The sequence below is a fragment of the Flavobacterium sp. Arc2 genome, from assembly GCF_041431385.1.
GTDB lineage: Bacteria > Bacteroidota > Bacteroidia > Flavobacteriales > Flavobacteriaceae > Flavobacterium.
Genome location: NZ_JASMRH010000038.1, coordinates 15,292 through 28,774 on the forward strand (window position 1 = coordinate 15,292; position 13,483 = coordinate 28,774).

Annotated in this window: 11 protein-coding genes; 3 read left to right on the forward strand and 8 right to left on the reverse strand. The window is 34.5% G+C overall.

Annotated elements, in window-relative coordinates:
• Nucleotides 1–239: 239 nt before the first annotated feature.
• From QO182_RS18280 to tgt, 8 genes are all read right to left on the reverse strand, one after another.
• The gene (locus tag QO182_RS18280) at nt 240–905 is read right to left on the reverse strand and encodes a response regulator (RefSeq protein ID WP_371563304.1); all 666 of its coding nucleotides are present in this window, start codon (nt 903–905) and stop codon (nt 240–242) included.
• Nucleotides 906–908: 3 nt separating this feature from the next.
• Nucleotides 909–1,700 (reverse strand): sensor histidine kinase, encoded by a 792-nt coding sequence (locus tag QO182_RS18285; RefSeq protein ID WP_371563307.1) that lies wholly within the window; start codon nt 1,698–1,700, stop codon nt 909–911.
• Between the two features lie 642 nt (nt 1,701–2,342).
• On the reverse strand, nt 2,343–2,777 hold the full coding sequence (locus QO182_RS18290) for a hypothetical protein (protein ID WP_371543232.1): 435 nt from the start codon (nt 2,775–2,777) through the stop codon (nt 2,343–2,345).
• 403 nt (nt 2,778–3,180) lie between these two features.
• Nucleotides 3,181–4,725 carry a replicative DNA helicase gene (gene dnaB / locus QO182_RS18295; protein WP_371543235.1) on the reverse strand — a complete coding sequence of 515 codons (1,545 nt, stop codon included), beginning with the start codon at nt 4,723–4,725 and terminating at the stop codon, nt 3,181–3,183.
• Nucleotides 4,726–4,865: 140 nt separating this feature from the next.
• The gene (locus tag QO182_RS18300; RefSeq protein WP_371543238.1) at nt 4,866–5,819 is read right to left on the reverse strand and encodes an acetyl-CoA carboxylase carboxyltransferase subunit alpha; all 954 of its coding nucleotides are present in this window, start codon (nt 5,817–5,819) and stop codon (nt 4,866–4,868) included.
• Between the two features lie 445 nt (nt 5,820–6,264).
• Nucleotides 6,265–7,188, reverse strand: coding sequence for a DMT family transporter (locus tag QO182_RS18305; RefSeq protein ID WP_371563310.1), 924 nt, complete (start codon nt 7,186–7,188; stop codon nt 6,265–6,267).
• Nucleotides 7,175–8,263 (reverse strand): LptF/LptG family permease, encoded by a 1,089-nt coding sequence (locus tag QO182_RS18310; RefSeq protein ID WP_371563313.1) that lies wholly within the window; start codon nt 8,261–8,263, stop codon nt 7,175–7,177. The genes QO182_RS18305 and QO182_RS18310 overlap by 14 nt, the downstream gene beginning before the upstream one ends.
• Before the next feature lie 90 nt (nt 8,264–8,353).
• On the reverse strand, nt 8,354–9,484 hold the full coding sequence (gene tgt / locus QO182_RS18315) for a tRNA guanosine(34) transglycosylase Tgt (RefSeq protein ID WP_371563315.1): 1,131 nt from the start codon (nt 9,482–9,484) through the stop codon (nt 8,354–8,356).
• A 548-nt stretch (nt 9,485–10,032) separates the two neighbouring features.
• Here tgt and QO182_RS18320 point away from each other — a divergent pair.
• The 3 genes from QO182_RS18320 to QO182_RS18330 all read left to right on the forward strand — a co-directional run.
• On the forward strand, nt 10,033–11,787 hold the full coding sequence (locus QO182_RS18320; protein WP_371563318.1) for a tyrosine-type recombinase/integrase: 1,755 nt from the start codon (nt 10,033–10,035) through the stop codon (nt 11,785–11,787).
• Nucleotides 11,788–11,914: 127 nt separating this feature from the next.
• Nucleotides 11,915–13,183: an alpha/beta hydrolase gene (locus tag QO182_RS18325; RefSeq protein ID WP_371563321.1), complete on the forward strand. Its 1,269-nt coding sequence runs from the start codon at nt 11,915–11,917 to the stop codon at nt 13,181–13,183.
• A 16-nt stretch (nt 13,184–13,199) separates the two neighbouring features.
• Nucleotides 13,200–13,483: hypothetical protein (locus tag QO182_RS18330; protein WP_371563324.1), on the forward strand; the 284-nt coding region annotated here is incomplete at its 3' end.

Genomic DNA, 13,483 nt, shown 5'->3' on the forward strand with positions numbered 1-13,483 from the left:
AAAAAACACGTATAAACACCTATAGCCAAACCAACTGCTATACTTAAATTTGAAAAATGCTTTTAATTAAAAACAAACAACTATAAAAATGATTATGAACCTCTCTGAAAACAGCAAACCATCTGACCGATTCAACATTATCAGAAAACTAGGGATCCTAATTTTAGTAGTCCTTATATTAACTTTCTATGTTCTTTCTTTCCAATTTCTCAGTTTGTAATAAATTCTATTCCAATGATTTAAAAATTAATAGTCGCTATTTCATTTTGAATAGCAAAAACTACTAATCCTGCAATATTTCGGGATTCTGTTTTTAGTAGTAAATTATTCCTATGTCCTTCAACAGTTCTTGGGCTTATAAACAATATTTCTCCAATTTCTACTGTTGTTTTTTGATCACATATCAATTGCAACACCTCTAATTCTCTCGCAGTAAGAAAACCGCTATCTAATTTACTTTTGCTATTCTTAGAGTTTAAGGCGGTATCCTGAATAATTTTTCTCACCCTTTCATTGTAATAAAACCCTTTTTTTGCCACTTCTTGAATCGTGCCTAAAAGTTCTTGGGGTGTTGCATTTTTTACAATATATGAAACCGCACCAATATCTATCATATTAGCAATAAAGGATTTAGAATCATAACTAGTCAAGGCAATAATTTTAATTTGGGGGAAATCTTTATGAATAATTTTTGTTGCCTCTACTCCATTGAGCAATGGCATTTTTAAATCAGTTATAATTATATCAGGCAGCTCTATACTTTCCCTTAAAAAGGAAACGAGCTCTAACCCATTTGAGGCTTCATGAATAATTTCTATATTTTCTTCTCTTCCCAATAAAAACGAAATGCCTTTTCTAAAAAGAACTTCGTCATCAACTAAGACAATTTTTATGGTTTCATTCATACTCTAAAAATTTAATAATGCTGTAAATCCTTTACCAATTGAAGAGTCAACCATAAGAGTGGCATTTAAGAAATCAACCCTACTTTCAATATTTTTCATTCCGAGACCATTCTGATTTTTCTTGTCACTCAAGTCAAAACCCACTCCATTATCAGTATACCTGCAGCATTGCCCTTTTTCATTCTCCTCAAAAGAAATGCTTATCTTAGACGCTTTTCCATGGCGTAACGAATTATTCATTAATTCCTGCAATATTCGAAACACATGAAGATGACGCTCTTTATCGACTTCATCAAATACCAGATTATTTTGATAATTAACTTCTACTGCTTGACTACTGTTGAACTCAGAACACAGTTCTTCAACTCCCGCATGAAGGCCAAACTTGTCTAATACAGGAGGTAATAAATCATGAGCAATTCTTCTTGTGTTTTCTAAAGCTTTGGCCGTAAGTTCAATAATATTACCCGTAATTTCAAGCGTCTCTTTGTCCGTTAAATTAGGTGTCTTTAACAAGTGACTGTTTAGTGAGACAATATTAAGTTTCGAACTGATGTCATCGTGTAAATCCTGTGCAATTCTTTTTCTCTCTTCTTCTTGAGTAATAATTACTGCACGCAGTTGTTCTTTTTGATGTAGAATTTCTAAATCTTTTTTCTCAAATTCTTTTTGAATAATCTTCTTTCGAGAATAATAAAAAAACATAATTAGGACAACTGCTAATATGATAAAGAAAATTGAGGTGTATAAAATAATCGAAACTATTTCTCTTTCATAAACTGGATTCATTTTCATATTTCTAATTGTATTTCTTTTTTTGAAAAACTTTTATACCATTCCATTAGAATAAAAAGTTGATATACAATTACAAGAAAAGCATTCAAAGTCCATGTAAAATAACTCAATTCTACGCTTAGTTTCGCTGTCAAATTCCCTACGAAAAACAAAACAGTACTGCCGAACAAATACAATAGAAGTCCCATATTAATATAATAGAATTCTTTTTTTTCATTCAACATATTATAAAAATTAAAGGTCGCATAGACGATTAACAAAAAAGATGTAATGAATATTTCAAACAGATTAAATTTAAAAAAAAGACTTGGGTCATAAACATATTGCACAGTTAAAGCCAATAAACCTATAAAAAAACCAATCTTGACAACCTTTTTTTGATATGTTTCATTCAAAATAGTGTGATAAAAAAAACTCAATATGATAAACTGACCGGTAAAATAAAAATGAGACAGGACTAGATTATGAATGTGCAGTTCTTTTAATATTCCTGATATAACTTGAACAATAAAAACCAAAATTAAATTACAAGTAAAAATCTTAAAAGCTTTACCTCGTGTGGAAAAACCTCTAAGGTAAAGGAGTAAGTTAATAAATAATAATAACTCCCCAATATGTACAAGTGGATAATACATCTAGCTTCTAAACATTTAAAGGGCTACTTGGATCACCATCTGGTGGACAAGGCGTTGAAAAATCATATATTCCTTCTTCAGCAGCTTGACTACTTCCCATTTCATTGCCATAACTTATTTGATCAACGTACACTCCGGTTTCTGGATCCAATTTTGTCCCCACAAACATCAGTTTTTCTTCATAAGTTGGTTTGTCGCCTTTTTTTTCCGCCTTAATTTTGCGCACTCCTATGTAGGCTCTAACATGAGTTACATTTTCGGCCAATAGTTCTTTTAAATCAACCGCAGGAATCAAAAAAGCGTTTAATTCGTGATGTTTATTGTATTTTCCTTCTTTATTCGTCCAACGTTTGGCCCATTTTTGAGCCCTTTTTAAAGGAATAGCATTGATTAATCCTGCAACTGTAATAGTTGCTTTATTTGGTTCGGTTTCTTTTGACATAGTTAGTTTTTTAAGTTCTTAAAATATTTGTGTTAATTTAAAAGCTTCGGCTAAATTAGTATATTTTAAATTTTTAACATCCTAAACACTACTTTTTATACTTTTAAAACCACCTTAAAATTACTAGTATTAAAACATAAAAAACAATTTTAAATTAAATTAACAGAAACCACTCCATCTACACAAATAAATAACTGAACTGATTACGTATCTAATTATCTTTCCAGAATTTGGAAGCGTCTTTCTTGACCTTATAAAATTACTTTTTTTATAAAAACGTACTTTCCATTGATAAAAGGATAAAAACTTACCTACAATAAAATCAAAAAATTAGTATCGAAAAAAGAAAATGAAATTTTACAAATCATAAAAAAAGCCTATAAAAATAGGCTTATTAAATTTTCTAAAAAGGCATGTCACTGTCGTCATCATCGTCATTGAGATTACTCCCGAATGCTTCATGTGGCGAAGGCAAATTTTTAGTTATAAATGAACTTTCATCTTGATTCATAGAAGAAGGTAAATCATCATAATTACCGCTATGATCTTCTAAGTTGTCAAACTTACCGAGATGTCCAATAAATTTCAAACGAACGTTTTCAATACTACCATTACGGTGCTTCGCGATCATAATCTCTGCTTGACCTGCTGTAGGTGAAGCTTCATCATCATCCCATTCATCAATTTTATAGTATTCAGGACGGTATAAAAAAGATACAATATCAGCATCTTGCTCAATCGCACCCGATTCACGAAGGTCAGAAAGTAAAGGTCTTTTACTAGATCCACGCGTTTCAACTGCACGCGATAGCTGAGAAAGTGCTATTACGGGAACATTAAGTTCTTTTGCTAATGCTTTTAAATTTCGGGAAATTGTTGAGATCTCTTGCTCACGGTTTCCACCACCTTTACCATTTCCTCCGGCAGTCATTAATTGCAAATAATCGACAATAATAATTCGGATACCATGTTGTGACACCAAACGTCTTGCTTTTGCTCTTAAATCAAAAATAGAAAGTGAAGGCGTATCATCAATAAACAAAGGTGCTTTCTCTAAGTTCTTAACCTTAGTACTCAGTTGTTCCCATTCGTGTTTTTCTAATTTACCAGTACGCAATTTCTCTGAAGACAAACCCGTTTCAGAAGAAATCAAACGGGTAATCAATTGCACAGATGCCATCTCCAGCGAAAATAAGGCTACTGGCATACCATAGTCAATCGCCATATTCCTTGCCATTGACAATACAAAAGCCGTCTTACCCATCGCTGGTCTTGCCGCGATAATAATTAAATCACTTGGTTGCCAACCTGAAGTAATTTTATCTAACTTTTCAAAACCTGTCGCTACACCACTTAAGCCTTCTTGCCCTGCAATTTCTTCAATTCTCTTTTTAGCCTGTAGTACTAAACTTTGAGCTGTTTCAGAACTTCGTTTTATATTTCCTTGCGTAACTTCATAGAGCTTTGATTCTGCTCTGTCCAATAAATCAAAAACATCAGTACTCTCATCGTAAGATTCTTCGATTATTTCCGAAGAAATTCGAATCAAACTACGTTGTATAAATTTTTGAAGAATAATACGGGAGTGAAACTCGATATGCGCTGATGAGGATATCTTTTGCGTAAGCTGAATTAAATAAAAATCACCACCGGCTAAATCTAATTTGGCATTTTTCTTTAACTGTGCTGATACGGTAAGTAAATCTATAGGCTGCGTTTCAGTAAACAACTGAACGATTGCCTCAAAAATATGTTTGTGAGCATCTTTATAAAAAGCATCAGGAGATAGAATATCAATTACATCATCTACTCCTTTTTTATCAATCATCATAGCCCCAAGAACGGCTTCTTCCAACTCTAATACCTGTGGAGGAAGCTTCCCTTTTTCCAGGTTTATAATTGTTGTTTTGTCGACCTTGACGGGGTTTATATTCCTGAAGTTTTCCATGTAGCAAAAGTAACATAAAATTAAAAAAAATTGCTGTTGACTTATTACAAATAATTGTTTACAAGTAACTGCATTTTGTTTATAACCAAAAAAAAATCCGAAACTGTAGGGCTTCGGATTTTTATTAAATTTGTAAGATTTTACTCTTTATATTCACCCATTTTACTGTATTTGTCCATTCTCTGAGCGATTAAATCTTTTGTTGATAAGTCTTTAAGTTCATTAAATCCTTTCATGATATATTGCTCTACGGTTATAAAAGTTGTCTCTCTATCAAAGTGAGCTCCTCCTAATGGTTCTGGTATAATATCGTCGATTAATTTTTGCTTTTTCATATCTGAAGAAGTCAATTTTAATGCTTCGGCAGCAATTTCTTTATATTCCCAGCTTTTCCATAAAATAGAAGAACAAGACTCTGGAGAAATTACAGAATACCAAGTGTTTTCCAGCATATAAACGCGATCTCCCACTCCTATTCCTAATGCTCCACCTGAGGCTCCTTCACCTACAATTATAGTGATGATAGGCACCTTAAGACGAACCATTTCAAATATGTTTCTGGCGATAGCTTCCCCTTGCCCACGTTCTTCTGCTTCAAGTCCTGGATAAGCACCTGGAGTATCTATCAGCGTAAGAACTGGAATACCAAACTTCTCTGCCATTTTCATCAAACGCAGTGCTTTTCGATATCCTTCAGGATTTGCCATCCCAAAGTTTCGATATTGACGGGTTTTTGTATTGTATCCTTTTTGTTGACCAACAATCATAAAAGATTGACCACCAATTTTTCCTAAACCACCAATCATCGCTTTATCGTCTTTAAACCCTCTGTCTCCGTGAAGTTCCAGAAAAGTATCTCCGCAAAGTGCTCTTACATGATCTAATGTATACGGCCTGCTTGGATGTCTTGACAATTGAACACGTTGCCATGCTGTCAAATTTTTATGAATAGTCTTTTTGGTATCTATTAGCTTCTTATTGATTTGCTTACAGGTATTTGTAACATCAACATCTGATTCTTTACCAATAACCATACATTTTTCTAACTGATCTTCTAGTTCTTTTATTGGAAGCTCAAAATCTAAATATTCCATAGGATTTGTGCGTTTTTATTTTTTATTTCGAACTGCAAATATAAAATTTTAAATCGTTTGCTGTTGTTTATTTTTTATTTAACTCCTAAAAGGCTTCTTCAAACCTTAAATCAATCCCGAAATTCTTTGTAAAACCTAGAGCGCTGTTTGAGTTAATACAATGAATAAAAGGCTACTAAATCATGTTGCGGTAAAAGCAGGTCCGTTTATCCTTGAGTGACAAAAAGCGTGCACAGATAAAAACTTAGCAAAGATTATACTGACTAAATCCTATTACTTATTTTAATCCTTGGCACTGAAAGAGCTAGAAAATAAGACAACAAAATTATAGCTATTCCCCCCTTACTTAGACCACTAGATCTATTTCACACTGCTTTAGCGATTTCTTTTATTGAGAAAGCTTTATACTGCTTAAAAACGTCAACGTTGCTTTAAAGTACTGCTCTTATACTAAATCCGCAGATCCCGCTTCCTTAGTAGTTCCTACCGCTTTTTTACCCGTCTTGTGCTTGATTATCCCGTTTAAGATTACCGTAATGATTATAATTACAGCACCGATATAAAAGGAGGCGCTCATTTTTTCTTTTCCGCCAATGATAAAGTAGGCTAATATAATTCCATACACTGGTTCTAGATTAGTAGTCAACATCACCGTATACGGACTCAACTTTTTCATCACTTTTACCGAAGCTGTAAAAGCATAAGCAGTACAAATTGATGCTAAAATCAACATCAATACCCAGTTGTTAAAACTCAGCACAAAGAAGTCTGCGGTAAATTTGTTTTGGTACAAAAAATAAATAGATATAAAAAAAACACCCGCAATAAACTCATAAAAGGAGATCACGGTAGCGTCATGATTTTTAATTAATTTTCCGTTCATTAGAGTAAACAAAACCCCTAAAATAATCGAAACTAAAGCATACAACATTCCGTTTAGATAATTCACCTCTACTTTCATGATCATCCCTAACCCAGCTATTATTATGAGTCCAAAGAATACTTCGTACCACAATACTTTTCGACCATAAAAAAGCGGCTCTAACAAAGAAGCAAAAAAAGCACCTAGTGAAAAAACAGAAAGTGTGATGGAGACATTAGAGACATGAATGGCATGAAAAAAAGTAATCCAGTGCATTGCAATCAGGAATCCAACGAAAATTAATTTCAAAAACGAGTTTAATGGTATTCGAAAAGATTTTTTCTTAAAAAGAATAAACAAGAATAAAAACGCCGCAGCTAAGAGCATGCGATACCAAACAATAGCATCGGCAGTAATTGTGATTAAAGCGCCTAAAATGGCCGTAAAACCCCAAATAAAGACAATTAGATGAAGGCTGATGTAACTTTTTAATTTATCGTTTTGCATTGCGTAGTAAAAAAATCGCTAATATTCCAAAAATAATGTTGGGGAACCATACTGCTAATAGTGGTGAAAACGTTGATTTTTCGGCCAACGTACCAAATATTTTATCAAAAAATACATAGCCAAAAGCAATTGCAATCCCAATGGTTAGATTCATCCCCATGCCTCCCCTTCTTTTCTTATAAGAAACAGAAACGGCGATTATTGTTAATATAAATGCCGAAACTGGCACACTGTACTTTTTATACAAAACGACCAAGTAGATATTTATATTAGAAGAACCACGCTTTCTTTCTTTATCAATAAACTGATACAGTTTATCTAAACTCAAGGTTTCAGCAATATAGATTACGGGAGTCAAGTCTTCGAGATCAAAACTAAATTTGGTCTTTTTCTCTGGCATTTTTTCAATCTTATCCCCTAATAGACCTACGGTTCTTTTTGTATAATCATACATTGTATACGTACTGTCCTGTGGATTCCATTTAATCCTACTTGCTGTAACCTTAGAAACCAGTTTTTCCTTATCAAATTTCTCTAAGGCAAAATTAAACGCCACTTTAGAAACGGTATTAAAACTGTTTACATACAGAAACTCGTTGTCGTTTATCTGGCGGTAAACATCTGTATTATCTCCTCGCATTGCTTCTGGGCCACCGCCTTTTAGATACGTATACCTAAAATTATTGAACCCCTCACTTGATGCTGGAACCACATAGAATCCCATGATTAAAACAAAAACAGAAATAAGAGAAGCGCCAATAATATAAGGCCTTAAAAAACGGGTAAAAGAAATCCCCGAACTTAAAATCGCAATAATCTCTGTATTGTTAGCCAGTTTTGAGGTGAACCAAATAATCGATAGAAACAGAAATATTGGGAACAGAGAATTAGCAAAATAAATGGTAAAATGATAATAATAGATTGCAATTTCCAATATTGGAACTTTGTTTTCAATCATCTTATTGACCTTCTCTGATACATCAATAACAATCCCAATAGGAATAAACATAAATAACATGGTCGCAAAAGTGACCAAGTATCTTTTCAGAATATATTTATCTATTATTGTTAACATAAAAGTGTAATCGGTTAATCGTTTATTTGTTTAGAAACATAACATCCGATTGCTTATTCGATTAAACAAATAAACAAATCAACATTTTTTTTATAATCTCTGGTTCATATTCTTCACCATCATTTCTTTCCAAGTTCTAAAATCCCCTGCTAAGATATGTTTTCTGGCCTCACGAACCAACCACATATAAAACCCAAGATTATGAATGGTAGCAATTTGTTTCCCTAAGTATTCATTAGCAGCAAACAAGTGACGCAAATATGCTTTTGTGTACTCTGTATCTACATAAGTAATAGCCATTTCGTCAATAGCAGAGAAATCATCGGCCCATTTTTTATTTTTGATGTTAATCGTACCGTTAGCCGTAAACAACATTCCGTTTCTGGCATTACGCGTAGGCATCACACAGTCAAACATATCTACTCCTAGTGCTATATTTTCTAAAATATTTATAGGAGTTCCTACACCCATTAAATAGCGGGGTTTGTCTTCGGGTAAAATTTCACAAACTATTTCGGTCATTGCATACATTTCTTCTGCAGGCTCCCCTACTGAAAGTCCGCCAATGGCATTACCTACTTGGTTTGAATTAGCAATATATTCAGCTGATTGCTGACGTAGGTCTTTGTAACAACTCCCTTGTACGATAGGAAAAAAGGCTTGGTCATAACCATATTTAACAGGCACTTTTTCTAAATGGTCCACACAACGGTCTAACCAGCGGTGTGTCATTTTCATCGAGCGCTGTGCATAACGGTAATCACAAGGATAAGGTGTACATTCATCAAATGCCATGATAATATCGGCACCTATGGTACGTTGAATTTCCATTACATTCTCCGGTGTAAAAAAGTGGTACGAACCGTCAATATGCGATTTGAACTTCACACCTTCTTCCTTAATTTTCCTATTTGCCGAAAGGGAATACACTTGGTATCCGCCAGAATCCGTCAAGATATTACGATCCCAATTCATAAATTTATGCAAACCACCGGCTTTCTCCAGGATCTCCATTTGTGGTCGTAAATATAAATGATAAGTGTTTCCTAGAATAATATCTGGGTTTATATCTTCTTTTAATTCCCTTTGGTGCACCCCTTTTACAGAGGCTACGGTACCAACAGGCATAAAAATAGGAGTTTCTATAACACCGTGATCAGTAGTAATGCTTCCCGCTCTGGCTTTCGTCTGCGGATCTTTTTGTAATAAATCAAACTTCATCTGTTTCTTTTATTGTTTTTTGTTGGTAAGATATAATGCGTTAGTACTCTCTCTTTTTAAATTAAGACAAGCATAACCCATTTCATCATTGCCTTTTACCCGACCATTCGGGAGCGCAAAGATAGGTTAATTCGACAATTGCAAAATTAGATAATTACAAAAATTAGTTAACTTTTAGAATTCTCATGCAAAAGGAGCTTTGAATGCAATACTTTTTGTTGTTTACAATGGCGTATCAGTATTAAAAGCATACTAACAAATTGTAGTTCAACCCTCATTTGGGCGTACCCTACGTGATTGCTTCCTCGTTCCTCTTCGCAATTTCACTCCGGTCGGGCTATTCGCTACAATCTCTCTAGTCTCGTTTAAAAACGAGACCAGAGAGGATTTTCACTGCTATCCCTTACGCAATGCTACATAATGATAGTACAAATCAATTTCAATCACAACGGTCTACATACTTCCTTACAGCTACCCATCTACAAACCAGTAAATTATATGTCATTATTACAAATAAAGTAGTATTTTAGTTGTTTGATAAACGTCTTATGCAAATAATTGTAAAAAAGATTTGGCATCGCGATGCAGACCGAATCGGACTTTTCTTTAAGTACGATAGCGCAACCATTTCTCAATTAAAACAATTGAAGGGCATGTATAGCCAGTCGCTTCGTTGTTGGTATTTTGATTACAATTTAGAAAATTACAAGCTCATTAACCAAACCTTTAACGATTTGGTTATTGACAACCCAAAAAAAACTAAAACGCAACCGCTGGCCGGCCTTACTATAAGCCGTGACCTTCCAGCCATAGCCAAAAGCGACCTTCAGTTAGATTCGGCACCCGTGCTGCATAACCCTGAACATATAACGAATACCAATTTGTTAGCAGCCAACATGCGTTTAGAATTATTACCTAATTTAGGGAAATATTGGGTTTTCAAGATGCAGTATTATCAGCATATCAGCAAGCAATTATTAGCAACAAAAGGAGTTTATTGGAACGCGAATTACAAAGTGTACATGGTTTTAAGACATGAAAACGTACAGAAATTAGTAGAAAAAATACTTGATACCCCTGCCTTTTTTCCTGAAAATGATTATTATAAAAACGAAACTATATTTCAGGGCGAATCTATTGTACTTAAACCGCATCTAGAGGATTTAAAATGGATGGAAGTATATATGCCTCCTTATCTTGTGTTACGCGAAAAAATAAAACGGTTCTCGATGGCTCGATACAGTACCATTAAAGATTGTTACTTGCTTCCTGCCACACCTACGGTTTATGATGCCATGGCAATGCAATTTGAGCCTCATAAAATATTGATCAACAACAGGCTTCCGAAAGGGTATTTGTTGAAACAAAACTTACCCAACAGAAAGCAACTCGATTTACGAAAAACCAAGGAGCAACTATTCAATCAAGTTCCTGATGGCGCACATGAATATATTTCTTTGATGGTTGACACGATCCTAGCGCTGAATTATAGTAGTTCCACGATGCGTACCTATACGAGTTCGTTTCTAAAATTCTTGCGTGATCACCAGTTTAGAGACCCTCACACTATTACACAAAAAGAGCTTGTAAAATACCTTGCGAGCCTTATGGAACGTGGTCTTTCGGCCTCGTCAGGTCATAGTATGGTGAACGCTCTATTGTTTTATTACCAACAGATAGAACATCAAAAAGGCTTTGAACTTAAACTACCACGACCTAAAACCGAAAAAAAATTACCCGCTGTTTTAACGATGGAAGAATGTTTACAGCTATTTAGGGCGGTAGACAACCCAAAGCATAAATTATTACTGTTAATAGGTTATGGCGCGGGTTTACGGGTTAGTGAGATCGTAACTTTGGAATGGCGCGACATCCTATTTACGGAGCATAAAATTCATATTAAAAATGCTAAGGGCAAGAAAGACCGCATGGTGATGCTTCCCTACTCTATTGTGAGTTCCTTGGAGCTTTATAAGAAATTGTACGAGCCCAATAAGTATGTATTTGAAGGTCAATTTGCCGGAGAGCCTTATAGTACAGGTAGCGCGCGATCAGTGATGAGACAAGCCTTGAAAAAGTCAGGCTTGGAAAAAAGAGCAACTGTACATACCTTACGTCATAGTTTTGCCACTCATTTGCTAGAAAGTGGCACCGATATTAGGTATATTCAAAAGTTCTTGGGTCACGCCAGTATTAAAACGACTACGATCTACACACATGTTTCAAAAATGGCTAGTGATAAAATACTTAGTCCGCTAGATCGACTAGTTGATGAAAATAATAAGAAAAAACTGAGTGACTAGCATAAAAACTCCAAAAAGATGTATATATTTGATGTTATATACAAGTTATGCGTCATGCTTGGGCGACCTGCAAACATCAACCGACAGTGCAAGAAATAAAAATTAACAAAAATAAAAATTAAACACTATGAAAAAAGCAACATTAATTATACTTACATTCTTGACATCGTTAACTGTGTTTGGACAAGACATCACTGGGCAATGGAGTGGAATATTAAAAGTTCAAGGAACGCAATTAAGAGTTGTTTTCAATATTAGTAAAACCGACAATGGATATAGTTCTACAATGGATAGCCCAGACCAGGGAGCAAAAGGAATTCCTGTAACCACTACAAGTTTTGACCACTCAATTTTAAAACTTGTGATAACTAATGCAAAAATTGAATACGAAGGAACTTTAAATAAGGACAATAATATTATTGGCAACTTTAAGCAGGCGGGGCAATCTTTTCCAATGGATTTATCAAGAGCAAAAATCGAAAAAGAAAAAACGGTAACAGCATCTGAAAACAAAGACAAAAACTTTATTGAAACACAAATAATCTTAAAGACAAAAAGTGGAGATATTTTTGGGACATTAACTACTCCTAAAAAATTCTCCAATATTTCTGTTGCTTTAATAATTGCAGGTTCTGGACCAACTGATAGAGATTGCAACAATCCTATGATGAAATGTGATGCTTATAAAAAACTTGCCTATGGACTTGCTGAAAATAATATAGCTTCACTACGCTACGACAAAAGAGGAATTGCTGAAAGTAAAGCAGCAGGAAAAAGTGAGACAGACCTTCGCTTTGATGACTATGTAAATGATGCGAAGGAATGGATACAATTACTAAAACAGGACAAGCGTTTTTCAAAAGTTATTGTAGTAGGGCACAGTGAAGGTTCATTGATTGGAATGATTGCATCAACTACTGCTGATAAATTTATTTCTATCGCAGGTGCTGGACAGTCGGCAGACAAAACAATTAAAGAACAGTTAAGCACTCAACCAAAAGAACTTCAAGATTTATCATATCCCATTATTGACAGTTTAGTAAAAGGAAAAACGGTTGACAATGTTAACCCAATGCTTAATTCTCTTTTCAGAACAAGTGTTCAACCTTACATGATTTCATGGTTCAAATATGACCCACAAATTGAAATACAGAAATTAAGCATTCCAATTCTTATTTTACAAGGTACAAATGATATCCAAGTTACTGTTGAAGACGCAAAGCGGCTTTCAAAAGCGTATCCGAAGTCTCAGTTAATATTGGTTGACAAAATGAATCATATTTTCAGAACGGTTGATGGCGACAAGCAAGCGAACATTGCAACATACAACAACTCTTCCTTACCATTGGCTGACGAGTTTGTAAAAGACATTGTAAATTTTGTTTTGAAGAACTAATTGACTAGTAAGTTTCATGGATACAGCGACATTACAAGAAACAAACTTTGGTGTGAACTTCAAACAGTTGTGCCTTGAAGGAGCAGTAGCACGAACGCATAACAGCACATTTGCAATAGGCGGGGTTTCGTTCTCCGCAGATAGTTTTGTGGTTAAAGAAAGTTCAGTTCTCCGAACCAACTTTTGTGCTAAAAAGCCCGCCCATCGCCAATCTGCAAAACGTCAGGCTGTGAAAAAACCTCCTTTTCCCTTAATTTCACAAATAATACATACTCATAAACGGCAATATAGTCGTTCTAC

Excerpts from the sequence above, each read along its gene's own strand:
- QO182_RS18280 (WP_371563304.1), bottom strand. The coding sequence starts at position 905 with ATGAATGAAACCATAAAAATTGTCTTAGTTGATGACGAAGTTCTTTTT.
- QO182_RS18285 (WP_371563307.1), bottom strand. The coding sequence starts at position 1,700 with ATGAAAATGAATCCAGTTTATGAAAGAGAAATAGTTTCGATTATTTTA.
- QO182_RS18290 (WP_371543232.1), bottom strand. The coding sequence starts at position 2,777 with ATGTCAAAAGAAACCGAACCAAATAAAGCAACTATTACAGTTGCAGGA.
- dnaB (WP_371543235.1), bottom strand. The coding sequence starts at position 4,725 with ATGGAAAACTTCAGGAATATAAACCCCGTCAAGGTCGACAAAACAACA.
- QO182_RS18300 (WP_371543238.1), bottom strand. The coding sequence starts at position 5,819 with ATGGAATATTTAGATTTTGAGCTTCCAATAAAAGAACTAGAAGATCAG.
- QO182_RS18305 (WP_371563310.1), bottom strand. The coding sequence starts at position 7,188 with ATGCAAAACGATAAATTAAAAAGTTACATCAGCCTTCATCTAATTGTC.
- QO182_RS18310 (WP_371563313.1), bottom strand. The coding sequence starts at position 8,263 with ATGTTAACAATAATAGATAAATATATTCTGAAAAGATACTTGGTCACT.
- tgt (WP_371563315.1), bottom strand. The coding sequence starts at position 9,484 with ATGAAGTTTGATTTATTACAAAAAGATCCGCAGACGAAAGCCAGAGCG.
- QO182_RS18320 (WP_371563318.1), top strand. The coding sequence starts at position 10,033 with ATGCAAATAATTGTAAAAAAGATTTGGCATCGCGATGCAGACCGAATC.
- QO182_RS18325 (WP_371563321.1), top strand. The coding sequence starts at position 11,915 with ATGAAAAAAGCAACATTAATTATACTTACATTCTTGACATCGTTAACT.